A 24,478-nucleotide genomic window follows, 5' to 3' on the forward strand; every position below is an offset into this window, starting at 1 on the left:
CTTCGTGGCAGGACACCGCGCCGGGCGCGGCTCGGGGCAGCCGCCCCGGTCACCCACGGTAGAAACCGGACCTGTCTCCTGACTGGGAGCCCGATCTGTGAATCCGGTCGACGAGTCCGGCGGCTACGCTGAGCCCATGCCCGAGTGGTCGCAAGCCGTCCCCGCCGCGGTTCGCCGCGAACAGATCGTCTCGATCATCGAGCGTCAGGGGTTCGCGCGGGTGCAAGATCTCAGCCGGACGCTCAGCGTTTCTGAAGTTACCATCAGAACTGACCTCGACTTCCTCGCGGAGGCGAATGTCATCCAGCGGGTGCGCGGAGGCGCCATGTCCGGGATCAGGTCGACCGCCCACTCCCCCGACTATGATCGTGCGCTTGCCCGCGCAACGACCGAGAAGCGCCGGATCGGCCACGCTGCGGCCGCGCTGGTCGAGAGCGAGATGGCGATCCTGCTCGACGCGGGCACGACGACGCTGGCGATCGCACGAGCCCTCCGTGCGAGGGACGAGCTGCGCGGCGTCGTCGTGTTCACGAACTCGCTCACGATCGCGCTCGAGCTCGGGGTGCTCGAGCCTCATCAGATCACGGTGGTCGTGACCGGCGGAACCGTCAACTTCAAGCAGCGCTCGCTAATCGATCCGCTCGGCGACATGTTCGTCGGATCGGTGCACAGCGACCTGGGCTTTATCGGATGCAACGGGGTCTCGACGCGAGGGTTCACCAACTCGAGCCTCCCCGAGGTCACCATGAAGAGGCGCTATCTCGACTCGTCCGCCCGGCGCATCGTCGTCGCAGACAGCTCGAAGGTGGGCAAGAGCCAGGTCATCCAGGTCGCCCCCCTCGACGCGATCGATCTGCTCCTCACCGGCGTGGAAGCGCCCCCCGCGGAAGTGGACGCGCTGCGCGAGGCCGGGCTGACGATCGAGCTCGTCTGACCCGACCCCGCGGCCTCGAGCCACGAGGCTTCAGGCACGTCCGGCGGAGCCGAACTCCTTCATCCGCTGTGCGACCATCCCGCGGAAGGCCGCGATCGCGGGCCGAAGCTGCTCGCTCGGCTCCACCACCGGCGGATGCTCATGCAGGAAGGTCCGCAGGGCGGCCGTCCAGGCGAGGTGGGAGTCGGTGCCCTGGTTGATCTTGCGGATGCCGGCGGCGATGCCGGAGCTCTTCTGCTCCGGCGAGATCCCGTACGACGGCCGCACGTCGCCGCCGTGGGCGTTGATCGCCGCGACCGCCTCGCCGGGCACCGATGACGATCCGTGCAGCACCAGGTGGGTGCCCGTCAGCAGTCGCTTGATCTCCGAGATCAGCTCCAGCCTCAGCCGCTGGCCTCCTGCCTCGTCGGTGAACTTCACCGAGCCGTGGCTCGTGCCCACGGCCACGGCCAGAGCGTCGACGCCGGTCTCTCCCACGAACCGCACGGCCTCGTCGGGGTCGGCGAACACGATCTCCTCGACGACGCCGCTGACACCCGCCTCCGCTCCACCGATCGTGCCCAGCTCGCCTTCGACGCTCACTCCGGCTGGGTGCGCCAGCTCGACGACCTGCCGGGTGAGTGCCGCGTTCTCCTCGAATGACGCCGGCTCGTCGGTGACGTTCGAACGGCTGGCATCGATCATCACGCTCGTGAAGCCGTGCTCGACGGCTCGGGCGCAATCTTCATAAGTGCGTCCATGGTCGAGATGGAGTGCCACCGGCACCGAGGCGTACTCCTCGGTCAGGCGGCGCAGCCGCGTCCACCAGCGGGACTCGTCGTCGTAGGCGGACATCCCCGCGATCGCCTGGACGATCACCGGCGAGCGCTCCGTCTCGGCGGCATCCAGCACCGCCACCGCCTGATCGAGGCTCGACACGTTGAAGGCGCCGACCGCGTACTGTGCTGCCTCGGCCCCGTCGAGCAGGGCGCTCAGAGTCTGGAGGGTCATCGGCGGATCAGAGCGAGTGGGTGATGCCGAGCTTGTCGTACTCGAGCACGATGGGGTCGTCGGTGATGCCGCGGGCGTACGCCTGCACCTTCGCGGCCGATTCGACCGCGACGCTCGTCTTGAAGGCGTCCCGCAGGTTCGGGCCGACGGTGAGGAGACCGTGGTTGGCCCAGACGACGGCGTTGCGCTCACCCATGACATCGCACATGTGCTCGCCGAACTCGGTGTTGTTGCTCAGCTCGAACGGCATGATCGGCACATCGCCCTTGGTGTAGATGACCATGTTCACCAGGGTGCCCAGGATGGGCGAGCCGACGACGCCCCAGACGTTCGAGAACACCGGCTCGGAGTGGACGATCGCGTTGACGTCGGGGCGGCGCTTGTACACCGCCATGTGGACGGTCACCTCGCTGGAGGGCCCGAGACGCCCGTCGATGACCTCGCTGTCGCCGTTCACGAGCACGATGTCCTCCGGCGCCATCCGGTCGTACTCCAGATCGGTCGGCGTGATCAGGAACCGATCCTCGACACCGGGCACGCGGATGGAGATGTTGCCCTGCGTGTTGAAATTGAGACCGTACTCCATCGAGCGCAGGCAGTAGTCCAGGATCTCCCTCCTCGCGGCATCGAAGTCGAATCCGGTCGTCAGCGTCTCGGTCATGTGTTCTTCTCCTTCTGGTGTGGCTGTGCAGAGATGTCCAGGTGCGAGGCGACGGCGCGCGTCGCCCGGTACAGGTCGACGTACGCGGCGCGCTGGAGGTCGTACCACGGCGCCGTCTCGGGATGCGGCCGTGCGGTCCGCTCCTCGTCGGCCGGCGCGCGCAGCGCCGCCGGACCGCCGCCGAGGGCGCGTAGGGCGAACATGGCGGCTCCCCGCACCGAGGCGTCGGATGTCACGGGGGTGAGCTCCAGGCCGGATGCGTCCGCTCTCGCGGCGAGGGCGGCCGCGTTCGACGCGCCGGTCCCGGTGACGTTCAGCTCACCGAGCCCGACGCCCCTGGCGCGGAACGCCGCGGCGATCTTGTAGAACTCGAATCCGGCCGACTCGATGAAGGCGCGCGCGAGCTCGGGGACGCCGGTGTCGAGGGTGAGGCCGTGGATGACCCCTCGCGCGTCAGGGTCGTTGTCCAGTGTGCCGGAACCGGCGAGATAGGGCAGCACGAGCAGCGCCGGAGGCTCCTCGGCGATCGCGCCGAAGACGTCGCCGACCTCGCGGCGCAGCATCCCGGCGAGCCACTCCAGCGCCCACCCGCCGGCGGCGGTGCCTGCGAGCGTGATCCACAGCCCGTCGTCGACCCGGTAGCCGGCGAAGCCGGTGTCGTCCAGTCCCGCCAGGCGATCCGGTGTGCCAACGGTCAGGCAGTCGCTCGATCCGAGCGCGATCACCGCACGGCCGCCCGGCCGCCCGTCGGCGCCGAGGTAGGCGGCCGCCTGGTCGTGCGCGCCCGCGACGATCGGCGTGCCGGCCGGCATCCCGAGTCGGATCGCGCTCTCCTCGGCGAGCCCGCCGATGACCGCTCCCGCCGGGAACGGGACCGGCAGGCGGTCGCGTCGCAGCCAGGGCGCGTCGATGGCGACGGCAGCGAGCAGCTCCTCGCTCCATTCGCCGCTGTCCACGTCGAGAAGTCCGGTCCGCGCGGCCTGGCTGAGGTCGATGCCGGGTACGCCCGTCCACCGCTCGGCGAGGAGATCCCCCACGCAGCGGAAGCCCGCGGCATCCGCCCAGCCGTCACCGCCCGCCATGATCTTGAAGACCGAGAACATGCCGTGCAGCGGCTGGCCGGTGATCTGCTGGAACCGCTCGGCCCCCACCCGCTCGCCGATCGCGCGAGCCGCCGGGGCGCCTCGCCCGTCCATGCTGACGGCGATGCGCGCCATGGGTCCTCCGTGCGCGTCCACCGGCACGACGGCCTCGCCGAGCACGCTGAAGCCGAGCGCCCCAGGCGCGTCTCCGGCAGCCGTCGCAGCGACCGCGGCGTCGCGCACGACGCGCTCCGCGGCTTCGATGAGCGAGAAGGCGTCCAGCTCCGCCCGTCCGGTCCCGTCGCGCAGCAGCTCGAGCGGTGCCGTGGCGGATCCGAGCACGGCCCCGCTCTCGGCGAAGGCGACCGCCCGCACCCCGCTCGTACCCAGATCGAGCCCGATGACGCTCACTTGATCGCTCCCGACAGCCCGTTGACCAGGTACTTCTGGATGAAGACGAACAACAGGATCACGGGGATCGAGATGAGCACGAGGATCGCGAACAGCGCTCCCGGTTGGGAGAGGTACATCCCCCGGTAGGCGAGCGGAACCAGCGTGAGCGGCTTGAGCGCGTTGTCGCCGAGGGTCACGAGCGGCAGCAGGAAGTCGTTCCAGCTCATCATCGTCTGCCACACGGCCACGACGGCGAGGGCCGGCTTGCCCAGCGGCAGGTAGATGCGCCAGAAGATCTGCCAGGAGCTCGCGCCGTCGAGACGCGCCGCCTCGAACGTCTCGAGGGGAATCGCCAGGTACGAGGTGCGGATGATGATCACGGCGAACGGCAGCCCCAGGGCCGTGTACACGAGCACCAGGCCGAGGATGCTGTTGTACAGCTGCATCGACTGCAGGATGCGGAACGTCGCGACGACGATGCTCGACATCGGCAGGATCAGCGCGAGGATGAGGAAGCCGAAAATCAGCGCCCGGAGCGGCACGCGCAGCCGCGCGAGTGCGAACGCCGCCATCGATCCGAGGATGCACACCAGCGCGACCGACGGAACCGTGATCAGGATGCTGTTCAGCAGGTGCAGCAGGATCGGGTTCTGCGCCCAGATGTTGACGTAGTTCTTGAGGCTGAACTGCTCGGGGAAGAGGCCGAAGAACTGGGTCGACGGGTTCTCCGGCGGCATCATCGAGAGCCCCGCGACCATGACGATCGGCACCAGCCAGAGCACGGCCAGCGGGATGAGCACGAAGTGCAGCCAGCCGACTCTGCGACCCGGGGTTCCCCGGCGATGCTTCCTGCGTGCGCTCTCCGGCACGATCAGGGTGCGCGTCTCGCTCATCGTCATCTCTCGTCTCCCGTGATGAATCCGGCGCCGAACACCCGCACCATCGACAGCGAGCTCACGACCGCGATCACGAGCAGCACCACGCTGATCGTGGAGGCGTAGCCCACGTTCTGCAGCTGGAACGCCTCGAGGAAGGCGAAGGTGGGCAGCATCTCGGATGCGTGGTTCGGCCCGCCCTGCGTGAGCACGTACACGAGCTCGAAGGTCTTCAGCGAGCCGATGATCCCGAGCAGGACCAGCGAGAGCGTGGTCGTCTTCAGCAGCGGGAACGTGATCCTCACCATCGTCTGGAACCCGTTCGCCCCGTCGATGCGCGCCGCCTCCATCAGGCTCGGGTCGATCAGCTGGAGGCCGGCGAGGTAGAACAGCATGGAGAATCCAGTCCACATCCAGACGTTCACGAAGATCACGGCGAAGATCGCCGTGTCGGGCTCGGTCAGGAAGTCGCCGCCGAGGAAGGTGAGTCCGGTCGCCTTGCCGAACTCGGTCAGGACGCCGTTGAACGGATCGAGGATGCGCTGCCACACGATCCCGACGACGACGGGCGAGAGGATCGCCGGGATGAAGAAGATCGCGCGGTAGACGGTGCTGCCGCGCAGGCCCTGGTTCAGCGCGACCGCGAGGAGGAATCCGATGAGCCCCTGCGGGATGATGGTCAGCACGATCCAGAACGCCGAGTTGCGCAGCGTGATCAGGAACGTCGGATCCGCGAACAGGTCGAGATAGTTCTGCACCCCGACGGCCGTGCCGACGTTGACGCCGTCCCATCTGAGCGTGCTCGCCTGCACGTTGTAGACGATCGGGTAGACGACGAACACGGCGAAGAGGACGAGCGTGGGCGCCAGGAAAGCGATCCCCACCATTCGCTCTCGGGTCCGGATCTTCATTCGCTCTCCTCTCGGAGCGGGGTCCGGATCGGCCGATCCGGACCCCGCGGCCGGCTACTTCTCGCTGTCCTGCACCGCCTGCACGGATGCCGCGGCATCCGCCGGAGTGGAGTCACCGGTCGCGATGGCGGCGAGCGCGTCGGCGACGGCCTGATCGATCTTCGGCGAGGCGAAGTACCGGGAGTACTTGACCTCGGGGAGCCACTCTTCGACGAACAGGTTCCAGATCTTCTCCTGCTTGTCGCTGGTGAACTTCTCCGGGGAGAGCCCGGTGACGGCCGGGACGTCGTTCATCGTGTTGACGAGCTTCTGCGCTCCCAAGCCCGCGATGAAGTCGGTGAGGACCTTGCAGGCGAGATCAGGGTTTGCGGTGTTCTTGGCGATGCCGAGGCTGACGTCGATACCGCCGACGAACTGCGACTCCGCGGCACCGCCCGGGATAGTCGGGAACAAGAAGGGCTCGTAGCCGGACATGCCATCCGACAGTGGCGGGATGTCGCTCTTCGTCGGGTCGGACTGCTGGATCCACCACGCGCCGAGCGGGATCATCGCCGCCTTGCCCGCCTCGAACTGGTTCACCGCCGACGGGTAGGCGTCGAGACCGATCGCACCGCTTTGGGCGATCCCCTCTCTGAAGAGCCGGCCCCAGTAGTCGAAGGCCTCGACGATCTCTGGATCCGTCCAGGCTGCCGTGCCGCCCTCCGCCTCGTACACCTTCCCCGGGGCGATGTTGTTCGCAATCTGCAGGAACACCACGTTGCGCAGCCAGGAGTCCTTCGCGGGGAGCAGGAAGGGCGCGTAATCCTTGCCCTTCATCGCTTCCGTCGTCGCGACGAGCTCGTCCCATGTCGTGGGGACCTCGAGACCCTCCTTCTCGAAGATCTCCGAGTTGGCCCAGAGGTTGACCGTCTGCGTGAGGATGGGTAGCGAGTAGAAGTTCTCGTCGCCCTCCGGGTTGCCCATGCGAGCCTGCTCGATGCCGATCGGGTAGAACCTGCTCTGCCAGTCGTCTCCCCATGTCTTCGCCGCGCAGTCCTGGAGTGGCATGAGGTGGTCGCGATACTGCTGGGTGAGCGCACCTGGCTGGAGACCGAGGATGTCCGGCATCGTGTTCGAGCTCGCCCGGCTCTGCAGGTCGACGAGGTACTCCGGGTAGTTGAAGATCGTGGCGTCGATCTTCGCGCCCTCGTTCTTCGCCTGGAAGGCCTCGATCATCTGGCGCGTGGTCTGCTCGATCGGGCTCCAGGAGCGGAACGACACCGTGTTCCCGCCGGATGTCTGCCCCGACGTCGTCGGCGCCGCGCCGCCGGCACAGGCCGTCAAACCGAGAACAGCCACGACCGCGGCCGCTCCCGTGAGGCTTCTTGTGAGTTTCATTCCAAACCCCTTACGTCGCTGTAGAAGTTCTCGGCACATGCCCGAGCCTCGCCAAGCTTAGGGTTCTTTACGTATTGCCGCCTAATGAAATAGGGCTCCTGATCGAATTTCTTTTGATTTCTGTGTTTTCAGAGTCGGGATCTTTTGATTCCGAAAGTACCCCTTCCTCAGCGGCGAGCTCCCTGCCCCGTCGGAAGACAACGGTCGCCCGCAGGCCCGATCCGCTGTCCGAACCGGAAGCCGCGACCCGCGTTAGGCAACGTCGTCAGCGCTGTGCCTGGGGAGTACGAAGCCCTCCACCACCCGACGCCGAGGAGACTTTTGCCGTGACGCCGCCCCGTCGACACGAAGGCCTTCACCGCCGAGGCGGTCTTGCCACGTCACCTAAACGACGGTCACCGATATCGTCTGGTCCTCCGAAAGGACGTCGACCAGTTCGAGCGTCCCACCGCCAGAGCGCGACCATGGCGCCTCTCTACGAAAGGAGCGCCGATCAGCTGAGGGCGGGGGCAGGTGAACGAGGACAAGGTCACGCCGCTTCCTCGGCCCTCATGTGCGCCGCGGTCGTTGAATCCCTTGTGGTCATCGTTTGAGGTTCTCAGCGGCGGCAGGCACCCGTCGACGGTCCTTGGTTCGCCGTCGACCTCACCCGGAGTGATTCCTCCTCGGCTAACGGCTACCTGCTCGTCGCGACAGCGAGTTCACGGAGAACACCACGCTCGTGCGGCTCTGGGCCGACGACCCGCGCGCGTTCCTCGACGCCTGCCGCCCGCACCTCGTCTGAGCGCACGCCAAGGATCAGCGCCGGCAGGATCGACGGATCAGCGCCCGTGTCGGGTCGGCGCCCGTGCCGGATCAGCGCCCGTGCCGGATCAGCGCTCGGTGTCGTCCGGGTCGCCCTCGGGCTCGAGGCGGGGACGCCACAGCACGACCTCGGTGGAGCGGCGGATGCGGCGCCCGGAGGGAAGAGTGACGACCGAGCCCGTGGCCCCGGCGGCGAACACGCGCATGCCGGGACGGTTCTCCCGCTCGGCACGGAGGGCGCCCTCGAGCTCGGACACGCGGCGACGCAGGCGCCGGGTCTCCTCTTCCAGATCCAGCAGGCGCGCGATGGCGGGCAGGCTCATGCCCTCGCTGGAGAGCTGCGCGACCTCGCGGAGCTGCTCGATGTTGCGCGTCGAGTAGCGGCGGGATCCGCCGCGCGTGCGTCCCGGGACCACCAGCCCGATCCGGTCGTACTGACGCAGCGTCTGCGGGTGCATCCCGGCGAGCTCCGCCGCCACGGCGATGGCGAACACCGGTGTGTCCGCGTCCATGCGGCCCTCACCCATCGTCCTCACCCGCCCCTCGGGGTGCTCGCCGAGCGGGCGGCCGCGCCCGGTCCCCCGGTCATCGAGCGAGGAGCGACGCGCCGTGCGGCGCACTGAGCGAGCGCAGCGAGTCGAACCGACGACACGCGCCGACGGCGGTCACCGCGTTTCGTCTCGCTCCGCTCGCTCAACGACCGGAGGCATTCGCCGCGCCCGCCCGACGACCGGAGGGCGGTCATCACGTCCGCGCCTTCGACATGAGATCGGCCCGCGGGTTCTCCTTGGGCTCCAGCTCGTGGAAGCGCTCCAGCGCCTCCTTCGCCGCGTCGTCCAAGTGGGTCGGCACGGCGACCTCCAGCTGGGCGAGCAGGTCGCCGGTGCCCTTCCTCGTCGTCACCCCGCGCCCCTTGACGCGGAGGACGCGGCCGGACGGAGTCCCCGGAGCGACCCGGAGCTTCACCGGATCCCCGCCGAGGGTCGGCACCTCGATGGTCGCCCCCAGCACGGCCTCCGTGAACGTGACCGGCACCGTGAGGCGCAGGTTCAGTCCGTCCCGGGTGAACACCGGGTGCGGCCGCACCGTCACCTGCACGACGATGTCACCGTTCTCGCCGCCGTCGGGCGAGGGACGACCACGGCCGCGCAGCCGGATCTTCTGGCCGTCCGCGACGCCGGCGGGGATCTTGACCTTGAACGGCTTGCCGTCCTCGCCCTGGAGCGTGATCGTCTCGCCCTTGACCGCGGTGGTGAAGTCCAGCGTGGTGCGCGCCGTGACGTCCGCGCCCTTGTGCGGGCCGCCGAAACCGCGATAGCCGCCGGTGGACTGCCCGAACCGGCCGGAGCCGAACGAGCCCCCGCCCTGGTTGAACATCGCGAAGAGGTCCTCGAAGTCCGCCGCGCTCTGCCGGCCCTGGCCGAACCCGCTGAAGACGTCCTCGAACCCGCCCGCGCCCGATCCGCTCGCCGTGAAGCGCGCACCGGATCCCATCGCGCGGATCTGGTCGTACTCCTCGCGCTGTTCCTTGTCGCTCAGCACGGCGTACGCCTCGCTGATCTCCTTGAACTTCGCCTCCGCGGCGGAATCGCCGGGGTTGGAGTCCGGGTGGTACTTGCGGGCGAGCTTGCGGTAGGTCTTCTTCAGGTCGGCGTCGGAGACGTCCTTGGACACCCCGAGCACCTTGTAGAAGTCCTTGTCGAACCAGTCCTGGCTAGCCATCGATCACCGCCTACTCGGCCGGAACAGCGACGACGACCTTCGCGGGGCGCAGCTCCACGGAGCCGAGCCGGTATCCGACCTCGACGACCTCGAGCACGGTGGCCTTCTCCGCGCCCGGGGTGGGCTGCTGGAAGATCGCCTCGTGCTGCTGCGGGTCGAAGTCCTCGCCCTTCTCGCCGTAGGCGACCACGCCCAGGCGGTCGACCACGGCGCGCACCTTGTCGGCGATCACCGCGAAGGGGGTGCCCTCCGCGAGGTCGCCGTGCTGGGCGGCGCGATCCAGGTCGTCGAGCACCGGGATGAGGCCCTTGGCGGCCTCGCCCTTGGCACGCTCGACGTCCACGGCGCGCTGCTCCTCGGTCCGACGCCGGTAGTTGGCGTACTCCGCCTGGAGACGCTTGAGGTCGACCAGCAGGGCGTGCTCCGCGTCCTCGAGGGCCTGGTCCTCGGCGGCCGCGTCGGCGCTCTGCTCGGTGTTCAGGATGTCGTCGACGGTCAGCTCGTCGGCGCTCTCGTTCTCGGTGGCCGGATCCGGCTGGGGGCCGGACGCGTGCGCGTCCGACCCCTCGCCGGCGACCCCGTTGCCCTCGTCGGGCTGCTCGAAGTCCTTGGGATCCGTCATTACTTCTTCTCGTCCTCGTCCTCGACGACCTCGGCGTCCACGACGTCCTCGTCCGCACCGGACTCGGCGGATGCGGCGTCCTCGGCCGGGGCGCCTTCGGCACCGGCGGCCTGGCCCTGGGCGTAGATGGCCTCGCCGAGCTTGGACTGCGACTGCGAGAGCTTGTCGAACGCGGTCTTCACGGCGTCGTCGTCCTCGCCGGCCAGGGCCGTCTTGAGGGCGTCCACGTCCGCCTTGACCTCGGTCTTGACGTCCTCGGGCAGCTTGTCCTCGTTCTCCGAGATCAGCTTCTCGATCGAGTACGCGAGGGTCTCGGCCTGGTTGCGGACCTCGGCCGACTCGCGACGCTTCTTGTCCTCGGCCGCGTGCTCCTCGGCCTCGCGGACCATGCGCTCGATGTCCTCCTTCGACAGCGACGAGCCGCCGGAGATGACGATCGACTTCTCGGTGCCGGTGCCCTTGTCCTTGGCGGACACGTGCACGATGCCGTTGGCGTCGATGTCGAACGTGACCTCGATCTGCGGGATGCCGCGCGGGGCCGGGGCGATGCCGGTGAGCTCGAAGGTGCCCAGCGGCTTGTTGTCGCGGGTGAACTCGCGCTCGCCCTGGAAGACCTGGATCGCCACGGACGGCTGGTTGTCGTCGGCCGTGGTGAAGGTCTCGCTGCGCTTGGTCGGGATGGCCGTGTTGCGCTCGATGAGCTTGGTCATCATGCCGCCCTTGGTCTCGATGCCGAGGCTCAGGGGGGTCACGTCGATCAGCAGGACGTCCTTGCGCTCGCCCTTCAGGACGCCGGCCTGGAGGGCCGCGCCGACGGCGACGACCTCGTCCGGGTTCACGCCCTTGTTGGCCTCCTTGCCGGTCTCGCGCTTGACGAGCTCGGCGACGGCGGGCATGCGCGTCGATCCGCCGACGAGCACGACGTGCGCGATGTCGCCGACCTTGATGCCGGCCTCGCGGATGACGTCCTCGAAGGGCTTCTTGGTGCGGTCGAGGAGGTCCTTGGTGAGGTCCTCGAACTTCGCGCGGGTGATCGTCTCGGACAGGGACACCGGGCCGTTCTCGGTCAGCGAGAGGTACGGCAGGTTGACGCTCGTGGACGTCGAGGAGCTGAGCTCCTTCTTCGCCTGCTCCGCGGCCTCCTTGAGGCGCTGCAGGGCGATCTTGTCGCCGGAGACGTCGACGCCGGTCGAGTCCTTGAACTGCTTGATGAGGTAGTCGACGAGACGCTGGTCCCAGTCGTCGCCGCCGAGGCGGTTGTCGCCGGAGGTGGCGCGCACCTGGATCGTGGAGAAGTCGTCGTCCTTGCCCACCTCGAGCAGGGAGACGTCGAACGTTCCGCCGCCGAGGTCGAAGACGAGGATGAGCTCGTCCTCCTTGCCCTTGTCGAGGCCGTAGGCGAGGGCCGCCGCGGTGGGCTCGTTGATGATGCGGAGGACGTTGAGGCCCGCGATCTCACCGGCCTCCTTGGTCGCCTGACGCTCGGCGTCGTTGAAGTAGGCCGGGACGGTGATGACCGCGTCGGTCACGGTGTCGCCCAGGTAGGACTCGGCGTCGCGCTTGAGCTTCTGCAGGATGCGCGCGGAGATCTCCTGCGGGGTCCACTTCTTGCCGTCGATCTCGACGGTCCAGTCGGTGCCCATGTGGCGCTTGACGCTCGCCTGGGTGCGGTCGACGTTGGTGACGGCCTGGCGCTTGGCGGTCTCGCCGACGAGCACCTCCCCGTCCTTGGTGAATGCGACCACCGACGGGGTGGTGCGGAAGCCCTCAGCGTTGGCGATGACCTTGGGCTCGCCGCCCTCGAGGACGCTGACGACCGAGTTCGTCGTACCGAGGTCGATACCGACAGCACGTGCCATGTGTTTTCTCCTTCGTGAGGTTGATCGTGTTCGGGAAGTCCGTGGCGACCCGATCCCTCACAGAAACCTGAGTCGCGATGACTCAAGGATACGCACCCGGCCCCCGCATTGTCAACAAAGTTGATACGGCATCGCTCAACTTCTGGATCGGGGCGGTCCGCTCGCGTCTATGCGCGCCGCAGTCCACGGGCCGCAGCCGCGCGGCCGAGCTCGTCGTCGAACGTGAGGAATCCCTCGAGGTCCTCCGCGACCAGAAGCGCGGTCGCGAGGTGCAGCGCGTCGAGGCTGCGCAGTCCCGATGCCGCCGACACCGCGTGCTCGACGACCTCGTCGTCCAGCGCGATCAACGCGATCCTGTCCACCAGCGCCTCGACGCGTTCCCGGGGAACGCCGCTCCGCTGCGACGCCGCGTGGAGCTCGACCTCCAGCAGTCGCGAGGAGACGAGAGGCACACCCTCGGCGAAGAGCGCGCGCACCCGGTCGGAGCCCTCCTCCGCGATCACCGCCTTCAGGACCGCCGAGGTGTCGACGTAGATCACGACCGCTCGCCGCGGATGTCGTCGACGATCTCCGCGACGCTGTCGTCACGCTCCTCCGCCTCGAAGGGCAGTGCGCCGGAGCGAGTCGCGGCCCGGACCTTGCCGCCCGCGACCAGGTGCTCCCAGTGCGACGGCGCGGCCGGGCTGATCTCCGCGACCGCGCGGCCCCGCTCCACGACAGTGATGTGCTCTCCCGCCGCGACGGGTCACTTCCCGCCGGGAGGACCCAGGATCAGGAGCACGGTGAAGATCGCGGCGACGGCGGCGAGGATGAGCACGACCAGGACCCACGGGCGGCGCAGGAACCAGCGCATCGTCCGGTCGTACCAGGTCCGGTCGCGCGGGTCGTCCGTCTCCTCCAGGCGCCACGCGCCGGTCAGGCGGCCGGAGCGGTGCAGCCAGATCTCCACGGGGATCGTGGCGTAGGGGACGATCGCGCTCGCGATCGTGAGGACCGCGACGCCGGGCTTCCAGCGCTGGTGGAACGCGAGGAGGACGGCCATGGCGCCGTACGCGAGGAAGACGAAGCCGTGGATCCCCCCGCCGATGGTGACCGCGACGGCGGGGCCTCCGACGGCCCTGGTGATGAGGCCGGCGATCAGCAGGGTCCAGGTGATCGCCTCGGCGATCGCCAGCGCACGGAACAGGCGGGCGGGGGTGGTGAACACGGGGCTCCTCGGGTCGGGACGCGCGGCGGCACCGGACGGGGTCCTCGCGCAGGCCCCTCCAGCCTAGGAAACCAGGCGACGCGACGCCTCCGGCGGGCATCCACCTTTCGATCGATGTTCCTCCGACGCCCCGGGACGAGGGGTGACAGATCCGGATGGCGAGGCATAGACTCGGCGGGCACCGGGATGCGCCCGGGATCGAGGGAAGGAGCGAACGATGAACACCGTCTTTGTCGCGCCCTTCGCCGACCCCCGCAGCTGATACGGCCGCCCCGCTCTTCGCGTCGAGCGGCCCGTGAACCCGGAGCCAGACTTGACCTCTTCTTCCGCGTCCCCGGACGCACCGTCCTCTTCCCCCGTATCCGCCCCCTCCGTCTTCGTTCCGTTCGAAGGGCTGGACGACCTCGCCTTCGCCGACGTCGAGCTCGGCGAAGGGCAGCGCTGGTCCACGTGGCCCGCGACCACCCCGTCCGAGCGCGGCCCCGAGCCGCGCCCGGCCTGGGTCGTGACCTCCGCCGGAGCCGTCGACACCGAGCTCGGCATCCTCAAGACCGGCAAGGAGGCGGACGTGTTCCTCCTCGAACGGGCCGTGCCCGGTGATCCGTCTTCGCGCACGCTCCTCGCGGCCAAGCGCTACCGGGATCCGGAGCACCGGAACTTCCACCGCTCGGCCGTGTACACCGAGGGACGCCGCGTGCAGAACACGCGCGACGCCCGCGCGATGGCGAGGAAGTCCGTGCACGGGCGCTCCGTGGCCGCCGCGCAGTGGTCCTTCGCGGAGTTCGCCGCGCTCTGCCGCATGTACGAGCTCGGCGCTCCCGTCCCGTATCCGGTGCAGGTGAGCGGCACGGAGGTGCTGATGGAGTTCCTCGGCACGGACGGCCAGGCGGCGCCGCGGCTCGCGCAGGTCCGGCACGATCCGGCCGCGCTGGCGGGCCTGTTCGCGCAGGTCGTGGAGCTCATGCGGGTGTTCGCCCGCGCCGGACTCGCACACGGGGACCTCTCGCCGTACAACCTCCTCGTGCACGAGGGCCGTGTGGTCGTGATCGACCTGCCGCAGATCGTGGACACGGTCGCGAACCCGCAGGGCCTCGACCTGATGCATCGCGACTGCGTGAACGTGTGCGACTGGTTCTCCCGGCGCCGCGTCGACTGCGACGCCGAGGAGCTGTTCGCCTCGCTCGTGGCCGAGTCCTTCGGCTGACCCCCTCCCATCGAGTGGTCAGTTTCTGTGGGTTGCGGCGCCCCGAACCCACAGAAACTGACCACTCGACCGGGGCGGGGAGTCTTTCGCCGTGTGACGGGCGCGGGGGCGGAGCGGCGCGCGCGTGCCTAGACTCGCCACCCATGTCGCACCCCTCCCTGCTGGCCGTCTCGCACGGCACCTCCGACCCCCGCGGCGCCGCGGCGATCGCCCTGCTCGTCGAGCGCGTGGCCGCACGGCTGCCGGACGTCCGCGTCCGCTCGGCGTTCGTCGACGTGCAGCAGCCGGACGCCGAGACGGCGCTGGCAGGCCTCGACGGATCGGTGGTCGTCGTGCCGCTGCTGCTGTCGCGCGGGTTCCATGTGGGCGTCGACCTCGGGCGACTGGCGCGCCCCGGGGTGCGGGTGACGGACCCGCTCGGTCCGGATCCGCGGCTCGCCGCCGTGCTGGCGCGCCGGCTGGCCGAGGCGGCGAGCGACGTGCCGGTCGTGCTGGGCGTCGCCGGATCCCGGGATCCCCGCTCCCTCCCGGACGCGGAACGGACGGCGTCCCTCCTCGCACGACGGCTCCGACGCCCCGTCACCACCGCGTACCTGGCCGCTCGCGCGCCTCGCGTCGACGACGCGCTGCGCGCGCACCCCGGGGCGGTCCTCGCGACCTACCTCCTCGCGCCCGGGTACTTCTTCGATCTCGCGCGGCGCCTCGCCGAAGGCCATCCCGTCTCCGCGCCGCTCCTCGACGGCGCCGAACCCCCGACGGAGCTCGTCGACATCGTCGTGGACCGGTACCGGGACGCCGAGGCGCAAGATCTCGCACCCGGCCTCCGCGAGTCGGCGTTGGTCGCGTCCGTCTGACGCGGCTCACACGTTTCGACTCACTCCGCTCGCTCAACGACCGGACGTGGCTCACGCGTTTCGACTCGCTGCGCTCGCTCAACGACCGGGAGCGGCTCACGTTTCGACTCACTCCGCTCGCTCAACGACCGGAAGGCACGCACCGCGGCGCTCCATCGAACCCCACGTCCCTCCGGGATTTCTGGATCGTGTCGAACAATGACCGCGAAAGTCGGTGGAGGTCACGGACGATGGCGGACGCGGGTCCGCATTCCTACCGTGTTCGGCATGTCCTCCGACACCACGACCCCGGTGCGCGGCGCCCGCACCCGCACCGCCCGTGTGCCCACGAAGCCGCACGGCCAATGGCTGATCGACGGCACCGAGCCCCTCAACGCGAACGAGGAGTTCAAGGCCGCCGATGACGGGCTGAACGTCCGCGCCCGGATCGAGGAGGTCTACGCCGCCGGCGGCTTCTCGTCCATCGACCCGACCGACCTGCACGGACGCTTCCGCTGGTGGGGGCTGTACACGCAGCGCAAGCCCGGGATCGACGGCGGCCGCACCGCTCAGCTCGAACCGCACGAGCTCGAGGACGAGTTCTTCATGCTCCGCGTCCGCATCGACGGCGGGCAGCTCACCACCGCGCAGCTCCGCGTGATCGGCGAGATCTCCACCGCCTACGCGCGGGGCACGGCGGACCTCACCGACCGGCAGAACATCCAGCTGCACTGGGTGCGGATCGAGGACGTGCCGGAGATCTGGCGGAGGCTGGAGGGGGTGGGCCTCAGCACCACCGAGGCGTGCGGGGACGTGCCGCGCGTGGTCCTGGGCTCGCCCGTCGCCGGGATCGCGGCGGACGAGCTGATCGACCCGACCCCGCAGATCCGGGAGATCGCGGATCGCTTCATCGGGGATCCGACCCTGGCGAACCTCCCCCGCAAGTACAAGACCGCGATCACGGGACATCCGAGCCAGGACGTCGTTCACGAGATCAACGACTGCGGCTTCGTCGCCGTGGAGCACCCCGAGCTCGGCATCGGCTACGACCTGTGGGTGGGCGGGGCGCTGGCGGCCGTCCCCCGCCTCGGCGAGCGCCTGGGCGCGTTCGTCGCTCCGGAGCGGGTCGCCGACGTCTGGCACGGGGTCACGCAGATCTTCCGCGACTACGGCTATCGGCGCCTGCGCAACAAGGCACGGCTGAAGTTCCTCCTCGCCGACTGGGGACCGGAGCGGTTCCGCGAGGTCCTGGAGACGGAGTACCTGGATGAGCCGCTGCCCGACGGCCCGCCGGCGCCGCGCCCGCAGGGGCAGGGGGATCACGTCGGGGTGCACCGCCAGCGGGACGGCCGCTTCTACGTCGGCGCGGCGCCGCTCGTGGGCCGGGTTTCCGGGACGACGCTGACGGGCCTCGCCGATCTCGCCGAGCAGCACGGCTCCGGCCGGATCCGCACCACCCCGTACCAGAAGCTCCTCGTGCTCGACGTCCCCGAGGAGCGGGTCCCGTCGCTCGTGGACGGCCTCGACGCGCTCGGGCTCTCCGCGCGCCCGAGCCTGTTCCGGCGGGGGACCATCGCGTGCACGGGCATCGAGTTCTGCAAACTGGCGATCGTCGAGACGAAGGTGAACGCCGCCGAGGCGATCCGCGTGCTGGAGGCGCGTCTCGGCGCCCTGGAGCCCGAGATCGGCCGCCCGATCACCCTGCACGTGAACGGCTGTCCCAACTCCTGCGCCCGCATCCAGGTCGCCGACATCGGCCTCAAGGGCCAGCTCGTGACGATCGACGGCGCACAGGTGCCCGGCTACCAGGTGCACCTCGGCGGCGGACTCGCGGGGGTCGACCGGGAAGAGGCGGGTCTCGGCCGGACGGTCCGCGGGCTCAAGGTGCCCGCGGACGGCATCGCCGACTACGCCGAGCGCGTGATCCGCCGCTATCTGGCCGACCGCGCCGACGGCGAGTCCTTCGCGGCCTGGGCGCACCGGGCCGACGAGGAGGACCTGCGGTGAGCGTGCGGGTGGATGTGCGACCGCGGCGCCGGGATGCCGAGGACCTGCGGGCGCTGGCCGCGCGCGGTGCCGACGAGCTGCGCAGCGGGGCGGCGGACGAGGCGACGCCCGGGGAGGTCGTCGCCTGGGTCGCGGCGCACGTCGGCGTCCGCCATGCCGCCGTGGCCTGCTCGATGGCGGATGCCGCGCTCCCGCACCTCGTGGCGGAGCGGCTCCCGGGCGTGGACGTGCTGTTCCTCGACACCGGCTACCACTTCGCCGAGACCCGATCCACCAGGGCCGAGGTCGCCCGGACCCTCGACGTGCGGATCGTGGACGTGCACCCGGAGCAGAGCGTCGCCGAGCAGGACGCCGAACTCGGCGCCGACCTGTTCGCGCGGGACCCAGGGCTGTGCTGCGCCCGGCGCAAGGTGGCTCCGCTGCATCGGGCGTTGGGCGGGTACGAGGTGTGGTTCACCGGTGTGCGCCGCGAGGAGGCACCGACGAGGACCGACACGCCGCTCATCGCCTTCGACGAGCGCAACGGGCTGATCAAGGTCAACCCCGTCGCGAGCTGGACGTTCGACGACCTCCTCGCCTACGCCGAGACGCACGCGGTGGTCGTCAACCCGCTCGTGGCGAACGGGTACCCGTCGATCGGCTGCGCTCCCTGCACGAACCCCGTCGCCCCGGGCGACGACCCCCGCTCGGGCCGCTGGGCCGGGTTGGCCAAGACGGAATGCGGACTCCACCTATGAGCATCGACACCACCTCCTCCCCCGAGACGGCCGCGGACGGACGCCGCGTTTCGTCTCGCTCCGCTCGCTCAACGACCGACGACGACCGCGTTTCGTCTCGCTCCGCTCGCTCAACGACCGAGAACGACACCGCTTCGCCTCGCTCCGCGACCGAGAACGGGGGTCCGGTCGTTGAGCGAGGACGAGCGGAGCGAGACCGAGACGAAACGCGCAGCACCGGGCCGCTGAGCGCGCTCGACGCGCTGGAGGCGGAGGCGATCCACGTCATCCGCGAGGTCGTCGCCGAGTTCGAGCGTCCCGTGCTGCTGTTCTCCGGCGGCAAGGACTCCGTCGTGGTGCTGCACCTCGCCGCGCGGGCGTTCGCCCCCGGCCGCATCCCGTTCCCGGTGCTGCACGTGGACACCGGGCACAACTTCCCAGAGGTGATCCGCTTCCGCGACGAGACCGTCGCCCGCCTCGGCCTCGTGCTGGAGGTCGCCGACGTGCAGTCGTACATCGACGACGGCCGGCTCGCCGAGCGGCCGGACGGCACCCGGAACGTGCTGCAGACGCGCCCCCTGCTCGACGCGATCGCGGCCGGTCGCCACGACGCCGTGTTCGGCGGCGCCCGCCGCGACGAGGACAAGGCCAGGGCGAAGGAGCGGATCCTGTCGCTGCGCGACGAGTTCGGGCAGTGGGATCCGCGCAACCAGCGCCCGGAGCTGTGGAGCCTCTACAACGGCCGGCACCTGCCCGGCCAGCACGTGCGCGCGTTCCCGATCTCGAACTGGACCGAGCTGGACGTCTGGCGCTACATCGCGCGGGAGCGGATCGCGCTCCCCCCGCTGTACCTCGCGCACGAGCGCGACGTGTTCCGCCGCGACGGCATGTGGCGGGCGGTCGGCGCGTTCTCGCAGCCGCGGCCGGGCGAAACGGTCGAGCGGCGCCTGGTCCGCTACCGCACGGTCGGGGACATGAGCTGCACGGGCGCCGTGGAGTCGGACGCGGCGGATCTCGACGCCGTCGTCGCGGAGGTCGGCCGCTCCACGCTCACCGAACGCGGTGCGACGCGCGCCGACGACCGGATCAGCGAGGCCGCCATGGAGGACCGGAAGAAGGACGGGTACTTCTGATGACCACGAACATCCCCACACGGCTCGCCGCCGAGCGCAGGGACGACGCCCCTGCCGCGGCTCCCATTCCCGCCGAGCGGAGCGACGGCCCCGGCCGACCCGCAGGCATCGGGACTGGCGGGAGCCGACCGAAGGACGGCGGGGGACTGCGGGACGGACGGGGCCGGCGCGCAGCGGACGACACGGACGCCACGGACGCCACGGACCCGACCCCCGGCCTCGGCGCGCATCCCGAGACGACGCTGTTCCGGTTCGCGACCGCGGGGTCGGTGGACGACGGGAAGTCGACCCTGGTCGGGCGCCTGCTGCACGACGCCAAGGCGATCCTCGCGGATCAGCTCGAACAGGTGACCAGGACGACGGCGGAGCGCGGCTTCGCCCACGGCGCCGTCGACTTCGCGCTCCTCACGGACGGCCTCCGAGCCGAGCGCGAGCAGGGGATCACGATCGACGTCGCCTATCGCTACTTCGCCACCGGCGCGCGGGGATTCATCCTCGCGGACTGCCCCGGGCACGTGCAGTACACGCGCAACATGGTCACGGGCGCCGCCACTGCGGACGCCGTCGTCGTCCTGGTCGATGCGCGCAAGGGCGTGGTGGAGCAGACCCGGCGACACCTCGCCGTCGTGTCGCTGCTGCGCGTGCCGCATGTGCTCGTGGCGGTCAACAAGATCGACCTCACCGGGTTCGACGAGGAGCGGTTCCGCACGGTGGAGCGCGAGGTCGTCGCGCTGGCCGCGGAGCTGGGGCTGTCGCGACCGCACGTCCTGCCGGTGTCGGCGCTGGAGGGCGACAACGTGGCGGAGCCGTCGGATCGGACGCCCTGGTACGGAGAGGACGGAGTCCCCGGGCCGACCCTGCTGGAGCTGCTGGAGTCCCTGCCCACCCGGGCCGAGGCCGATGCGGAGGCCGGCGGCGCCCCCTTCCGGCTTCCGGTGCAGACGGTCATCCGTCCGCAGGGCGGGCTCTCCCCCCTCCTCGACGACGGGCCGGAGACCGCGGAGCGCTACCGCGACTTCCGTGGTTTCGCCGGGCGGGTCTCGTCCGGGTCGCTGACCGTGGGCGACCGCGTGCAGGTGTTCCCGGGCGGCCACGTGACGACGGTGACGGAGGTGCTCGTCGCCGGTTCCGCGGCGCCCGGCGCCCGCGAGGGGCAGTCGGTCGTCGTGACGCTGGCCGACGAGGTCGACGCCGCCCGGGGCGCGCTCATCGCCGCGCACGGGAGCGTCCCGCCCGGCGCCCGCGAGGCCGAGGCCGAGGTGTTCGTCCTCGACGACCGCCCGATCCGCCCGGGAGACCGGCTCCTCGCCAAGCACGGCACGACGACGGTGCAGGCCGTGGTGTCGGAGGTCCGATCGCAGCGCGACCTGGACACCCTCGCGGCGATCCCGGCGGCTGCGCTCGGCGTGAACGACATCGGCCGCGTCCGCCTCCGGTTCGCCGCCGCCCTGCCCGTGGAGCCGTACCGCGAGAACCGCGAGGGCGGCGCCCTCCTGCTCATCCACCCGGTCGACGGCGCGACGCTCGCCGCCGCGACCGTCGTCGGATCCGATCCCCGCTGAGAACCCCGACGCCGCGAAGGAGGCGACTGTGAACAGCACCATCCGCACGACCGCGACCCTCACCACCCTCGGACTCGGGATGGCGATGCTGGCCGCATGCTCCTCCCCCGCCGCCGACGCCGCGGAGGCCGGGCTCGACACGCTCCGGCTCGGCTACTTCGCCAATGTGACGCACGCGCCCGCTCTCGTCGGCGTCGCCGAGGGACTGTTCGACGACGCGCTCGGGGACACGGAGGTCGAGACCCAGGTCTTCAACGCGGGCCCGGCCGCCGTCGAGGCGCTGTCGGCCGGGGCGATCGACGCGGCGTACATCGGCCCGAACCCGTCGATCAACACCTTCATCCAGTCCGGCGGCTCCTCCGCGCGGATCCTCGCCGGGGCCACGACCGGCGGGGCCGCGCTCGTCGTCCGGGACGGGATCGTCGCGCCCGCGGACCTCGCGGGCACGACCCTCGCTTCGCCGCAGCTCGGCAACACGCAGGACGTCGCGCTTCGGAGCTGGCTCCGCGACGAGGGCTTCGCGACGACGACCGCGGGCGGCGGCGACGTGCGGATCACGCCGACGGAGAACGCGCAGACCCTCAGCCTGTTCCAGAACGGCGAGCTGGACGGCGCCTGGCTCCCCGAGCCGTGGGTGTCGCGACTCGTGGTCGATGCGGGAGCCCACGTGCTCGTCGACGAGGCGGACCTGTGGCCGGAGGGCCGGTTCCCCACGACGGTCCTGCTCGTCCGCGCGGAGTTCGCCGAACAGCACCCGGACGCGGTCGAGGATCTGCTGCGCGGCCACCTCGCGGCGCTGGACTGGATCGAGTCCCATCCGGCGGAGCTCCCGCAGGTGGTGAACGCCGCCCTGGAGGACGCGACCGGCAAGGCCCTGGACGACGCGGTGCTGGAGCGGGCGCTCGCCCACGTGACGTTCTCCCCGGATCCGCAGGCCGCCGCCTTCACGGCGCTCGTCGAGAACGGCATCGAGGCGGGCACGCAGAAGGAGGGGTCGATCGACGGCCTGTTCGATCTCACGGTCCTCAACCGGCTGCTGACCGCGGACGGCCGGGGTCCGGTCGCGGATGCGGGACTCGGACGGGACGACGGATGACCGCCGCCGACGCCGGCTCGCGGGTCGGATCCCGGCCGTCGGCGCCTCCCGTCGGGCTCTCCCTGGCGCCGAGCTTCGACGCCGTCGCCCCCGTCGTCGTCCCCGCGCCCGCGCCCGCTCCGGCGGTCCGCCTGGACGGGGTCTCCAAGCGGTACGGCACGGGGCCCCTCGTGCTCGACGGCATCAGCCTGGACATCGCGCCCGGCGAGTTCGTGTGCCTGCTGGGTGCATCCGGCTGCGGCAAGTCGACGCTGCTCGCCCTCGTCGCCGGTCTCGAGCCGCTGACGCAGGGCGCGATCCGGACGCCGTCCGGCGGTGCGGCGGTCATGTTCCAGGACTCGGCCCTGATGCCGTGGCTGAGCGCGCGGCGCAACGTCGAACTGGCGCTGCGCCTGCGCGGGGTCCCGCGCGGCGAACGCCGCGCGGAGGCGCTGCGGCTCCTGTCGATCGTGAACCTCGCCGACGCGGCCGAGAAGCGTCCGCACGAGCTGTCCGGCGGGATGCGTCAGCGGGTCGCGCTGGCCCGCGCGCTCGCGCAGGACCGGGACGTCCTGCTCATGGACGAGCCGTTCGCGGCGCTCGACGCGATCACCAGGGACCTGCTCCACGAGGTGCTGACCGACGTCTGGCGCGAGACGGGGCGGACGATCCTGTTCGTCACGCACAACGTCCACGAGGCGGTCCGGCTCGGACAGCGCGTGGTCCTGCTCTCCAGCCGTCCCGGTCGGGTCGCCGGCGAATGGCGCGTCGGCGCGGCCGCGGACCGGCGCATCGAATCCCCCGAGGTCGCGGCCCTGGCCGCCGAGATCACGCTCCAGCTGCGCAAGGAGATCCGACGCAATGCCGACTGACACCGACGCCACCGTCCTCCCCTCCTCCGCGAGAGCCGATGCGGACGAGCTCGCCCGCGTCGAGGCCGGGCTGGACCGGCTGCAGACCGCCCCGGCCCCCGTCGCCCGCGGCCGCGACCGGCTCGCACGGGTCCTCCCTCCGGTCGTCCTCCTGCTCGTGCTCCTCGCGGCATGGCAGGTCTTCGTGGCGATCGTCCAGCCGCGGCCCGACATCGTGCCGGGCCCGCTCCAGGTGCTCGGGGCGTTCGCCGACGCGGCGCAGAGCGGACGACTCCAGGAAGCCGTCCTGACCAGCCTGGAGCGCGGCCTCGTCGGGTTCGCGATCGCCGTGGTCGTGGGCACACCGGTCGGGCTCCTGCTCGCCGAGTGGACGCCGCTGCGCCGCGCCGCAGGACCGTTGATCTCGGGGCTGCAGGTGCTCCCCTCCGTAGCATGGGTGCCGGCCGCGATCATCTGGTTCGGGCTGTCGGACGCCACCGTGTACTTCGTGATCCTCATGGGGGCGATCCCCTCGATCGTCAACGGCCTGCTCGCGGGGATCGACCAGGTGCCGCCGCAGCTGCGCCGCGTCGGCGTCGTGCTCGGCGCCGGACGCGCACAGCTCGCGACCGCGATCGTGCTGCCCGCCGCGCTCCCCGGGTACCTCGCCGGCATCAAACAGGGCTGGGCGTTCTCGTGGCGCTCGCTCATGGCGGCGGAGATCATCGCGGTGGGCGGGTCCATCGGCTTCGGCCTGGGATCGATGCTTCAGCAGTCCCGCGAGCTCGCGGACCTTCCCGGCGTGCTCGCGACGATCCTGCTGATCCTGGCCATCGGGATCCTCATCGAGCTCGTCCTGTTCGGCCCGTGGGAGCGGCACGTGCTGCGCCGGCGCGGACTCGCCCCGGGGGCCGCGTCGTGAGCGCCGTCGCCCGGATCGCCGTCCCCGGAGGGGTCGTGCTCGTCGGAGCGGGTCCCGGCGACGCGGGGCTGCTCACGCGGGCCGGGCTGCGCGCCCTCCAGGAGGCGGACGTCATCGTCGCCGACCGGCTCGGCGCCCGCGCCGTGCTCGACCAACTGGCCGCCGAGGGCGTGGAGATCACGGCGGAGGTCCTCGACGTCGGGAAGCTCCCGGGCCACCACCGCGTGCCGCAGGAGGAGATCAACGCGCTGCTCGTGCGCCTCGCCGGTGAGGGCCGGGCCGTGGTGCGGCTGAAGGGCGGCGATCCGTTCGTTCTGGGCCGCGGGCGCGAGGAGCAGCTGCACCTGGAGGAGGAGGGCGTTCCCGTGCGCATGGTGCCCGGGGTGACGAGCGCCGTCTCGGTGCCCGCGGTGGCGGGGGTCCCGCTGACCCACCGGGGCGTGGCCACCTCCTTCACCGTCGCCAGCGGTCACGATCCGATCGCCGCTCTCCCCGGCGGTCGCGACCACACGATCGTGCTGCTCATGGGCATCGGCACCCTCGCCCACGCGGCGGCGGTGCTCGCCCGCGGCGTCCGCGGCGGCACCTGCCCGATCGCGATCGTCGAGGACGGGTACGGACCGGGCGAGCGTGTGACCATCGGCACCCTGGACTCGATCGTGGAGCTCGCCGCCGCCCGTCGCGTCCGCAGCCCCGCCGTCGTCGTGATCGGCGACGTGGTGCGCCTGAGCCCCGAGG

General features: G+C 70.8%; 24 protein-coding genes. 11 read left to right on the top strand and 13 right to left on the bottom strand.

Translation table 11 applies throughout. The features are described from left to right. The first annotated feature begins 136 nt into the window (after positions 1 to 136). Entirely contained in the window at positions 137 to 934 is a 798-nt protein-coding gene (locus MR1_RS10210) for a DeoR/GlpR family DNA-binding transcription regulator (protein ID WP_067245928.1), read from the top strand. A 30-nt stretch (positions 935 to 964) separates the two neighbouring features. On the opposite strand, the gene MR1_RS10215 is transcribed toward MR1_RS10210, so the two are convergent. From MR1_RS10215 to MR1_RS10275, 13 genes are all read right to left on the bottom strand, one after another. Then, positions 965 to 1,924: a class II fructose-bisphosphate aldolase gene (locus MR1_RS10215; RefSeq protein ID WP_067245871.1), complete on the bottom strand. Its 960-nt coding sequence runs from the start codon at positions 1,922 to 1,924 to the stop codon at positions 965 to 967. Positions 1,925 to 1,931: 7 nt separating this feature from the next. Beyond that, on the bottom strand, positions 1,932 to 2,585 hold the full coding sequence (locus MR1_RS10220) for a class II aldolase/adducin family protein (RefSeq protein ID WP_067245874.1): 654 nt from the start codon (positions 2,583 to 2,585) through the stop codon (positions 1,932 to 1,934). Next, the gene (locus MR1_RS10225) at positions 2,582 to 4,078 is read right to left on the bottom strand and encodes an FGGY-family carbohydrate kinase (RefSeq protein ID WP_067245877.1); all 1,497 of its coding nucleotides are present in this window, start codon (positions 4,076 to 4,078) and stop codon (positions 2,582 to 2,584) included. The genes MR1_RS10220 and MR1_RS10225 overlap by 4 nt, the downstream gene beginning before the upstream one ends. Next, a complete protein-coding gene (locus MR1_RS10230) occupies positions 4,075 to 4,953 on the bottom strand; it encodes a carbohydrate ABC transporter permease (protein WP_067245880.1) in 879 nt (292 codons plus the stop codon). The genes MR1_RS10225 and MR1_RS10230 overlap by 4 nt, the downstream gene beginning before the upstream one ends. Before the next feature lie 2 nt (positions 4,954 to 4,955). Then, a complete protein-coding gene (locus MR1_RS10235) occupies positions 4,956 to 5,846 on the bottom strand; it encodes a carbohydrate ABC transporter permease (protein WP_067245884.1) in 891 nt (296 codons plus the stop codon). Between the two features lie 54 nt (positions 5,847 to 5,900). Then, the gene (locus MR1_RS10240) at positions 5,901 to 7,223 is read right to left on the bottom strand and encodes an ABC transporter substrate-binding protein (RefSeq protein WP_169797675.1); all 1,323 of its coding nucleotides are present in this window, start codon (positions 7,221 to 7,223) and stop codon (positions 5,901 to 5,903) included. Between the two features lie 872 nt (positions 7,224 to 8,095). After that, positions 8,096 to 8,539 (bottom strand): heat shock protein transcriptional repressor HspR, encoded by a 444-nt coding sequence (locus tag MR1_RS10245; RefSeq protein WP_233460140.1) that lies wholly within the window; start codon positions 8,537 to 8,539, stop codon positions 8,096 to 8,098. A gap of 232 nt (positions 8,540 to 8,771) precedes the next feature. Further along, on the bottom strand, positions 8,772 to 9,749 hold the full coding sequence (locus tag MR1_RS10250; RefSeq protein WP_067245893.1) for a DnaJ C-terminal domain-containing protein: 978 nt from the start codon (positions 9,747 to 9,749) through the stop codon (positions 8,772 to 8,774). A 10-nt stretch (positions 9,750 to 9,759) separates the two neighbouring features. After that, on the bottom strand, positions 9,760 to 10,371 hold the full coding sequence (locus tag MR1_RS10255) for a nucleotide exchange factor GrpE (protein ID WP_067245896.1): 612 nt from the start codon (positions 10,369 to 10,371) through the stop codon (positions 9,760 to 9,762). Further along, positions 10,371 to 12,230 (bottom strand): molecular chaperone DnaK, encoded by a 1,860-nt coding sequence (gene dnaK, locus MR1_RS10260; protein ID WP_067245899.1) that lies wholly within the window; start codon positions 12,228 to 12,230, stop codon positions 10,371 to 10,373. Before dnaK ends, MR1_RS10255 begins: the two co-directional genes overlap by 1 nt. A gap of 167 nt (positions 12,231 to 12,397) precedes the next feature. Beyond that, the gene (locus MR1_RS10265; protein WP_067245903.1) at positions 12,398 to 12,769 is read right to left on the bottom strand and encodes a type II toxin-antitoxin system VapC family toxin; all 372 of its coding nucleotides are present in this window, start codon (positions 12,767 to 12,769) and stop codon (positions 12,398 to 12,400) included. Next, complete coding sequence (locus MR1_RS10270; RefSeq protein WP_067245906.1) at positions 12,766 to 12,945, bottom strand: hypothetical protein; 180 nt, start codon at positions 12,943 to 12,945, stop codon at positions 12,766 to 12,768. Before MR1_RS10270 ends, MR1_RS10265 begins: the two co-directional genes overlap by 4 nt. A 30-nt stretch (positions 12,946 to 12,975) precedes the next feature. After that, entirely contained in the window at positions 12,976 to 13,437 is a 462-nt protein-coding gene (locus MR1_RS10275; RefSeq protein WP_067245910.1) for a DUF3817 domain-containing protein, read from the bottom strand. A gap of 313 nt (positions 13,438 to 13,750) precedes the next feature. Here MR1_RS10275 and MR1_RS10280 point away from each other — a divergent pair, with 313 nt between their 5' ends. The 10 genes from MR1_RS10280 to cobA form a co-directional block, all read left to right on the top strand. Continuing rightward, positions 13,751 to 14,641: a serine protein kinase RIO gene (locus MR1_RS10280; RefSeq protein WP_067245915.1), complete on the top strand. Its 891-nt coding sequence runs from the start codon at positions 13,751 to 13,753 to the stop codon at positions 14,639 to 14,641. A 143-nt stretch (positions 14,642 to 14,784) separates the two neighbouring features. Then, positions 14,785 to 15,495: a sirohydrochlorin chelatase gene (locus tag MR1_RS10285; protein WP_067245918.1), complete on the top strand. Its 711-nt coding sequence runs from the start codon at positions 14,785 to 14,787 to the stop codon at positions 15,493 to 15,495. Positions 15,496 to 15,762: 267 nt separating this feature from the next. Beyond that, positions 15,763 to 17,481: a nitrite/sulfite reductase gene (locus tag MR1_RS10290; protein ID WP_067245935.1), complete on the top strand. Its 1,719-nt coding sequence runs from the start codon at positions 15,763 to 15,765 to the stop codon at positions 17,479 to 17,481. Beyond that, positions 17,478 to 18,218, top strand: coding sequence for a phosphoadenylyl-sulfate reductase (locus tag MR1_RS10295; RefSeq protein WP_255218129.1), 741 nt, complete (start codon positions 17,478 to 17,480; stop codon positions 18,216 to 18,218). The genes MR1_RS10290 and MR1_RS10295 overlap by 4 nt, the downstream gene beginning before the upstream one ends. After that, on the top strand, positions 18,215 to 19,330 hold the full coding sequence (gene cysD / locus MR1_RS10300; RefSeq protein ID WP_255218130.1) for a sulfate adenylyltransferase subunit CysD: 1,116 nt from the start codon (positions 18,215 to 18,217) through the stop codon (positions 19,328 to 19,330). The genes MR1_RS10295 and cysD overlap by 4 nt, the downstream gene beginning before the upstream one ends. Next, complete coding sequence (locus MR1_RS10305; RefSeq protein WP_084344520.1) at positions 19,330 to 20,892, top strand: sulfate adenylyltransferase subunit 1; 1,563 nt, start codon at positions 19,330 to 19,332, stop codon at positions 20,890 to 20,892. The genes cysD and MR1_RS10305 overlap by 1 nt, the downstream gene beginning before the upstream one ends. A 28-nt stretch (positions 20,893 to 20,920) precedes the next feature. Beyond that, a complete protein-coding gene (locus tag MR1_RS10310; protein WP_255218131.1) occupies positions 20,921 to 21,988 on the top strand; it encodes an ABC transporter substrate-binding protein in 1,068 nt (355 codons plus the stop codon). Beyond that, positions 21,985 to 22,839 carry an ABC transporter ATP-binding protein gene (locus tag MR1_RS10315; RefSeq protein WP_084344521.1) on the top strand — a complete coding sequence of 285 codons (855 nt, stop codon included), beginning with the start codon at positions 21,985 to 21,987 and terminating at the stop codon, positions 22,837 to 22,839. Before MR1_RS10310 ends, MR1_RS10315 begins: the two co-directional genes overlap by 4 nt. Then, positions 22,829 to 23,740, top strand: coding sequence for an ABC transporter permease (locus MR1_RS20395; RefSeq protein WP_067245921.1), 912 nt, complete (start codon positions 22,829 to 22,831; stop codon positions 23,738 to 23,740). The genes MR1_RS10315 and MR1_RS20395 overlap by 11 nt, the downstream gene beginning before the upstream one ends. Then, a partial coding sequence (gene cobA / locus MR1_RS20400; protein WP_067245950.1) for a uroporphyrinogen-III C-methyltransferase occupies positions 23,737 to 24,478 on the top strand: 742 nt, incomplete at its 3' end. The genes MR1_RS20395 and cobA, both read left to right, overlap by 4 nt.

Origin of the sequence: Microbacterium resistens NBRC 103078, assembly GCF_001552355.1 — a bacterium.
Lineage (GTDB): Bacteria > Actinomycetota > Actinomycetes > Actinomycetales > Microbacteriaceae > Microbacterium > Microbacterium resistens.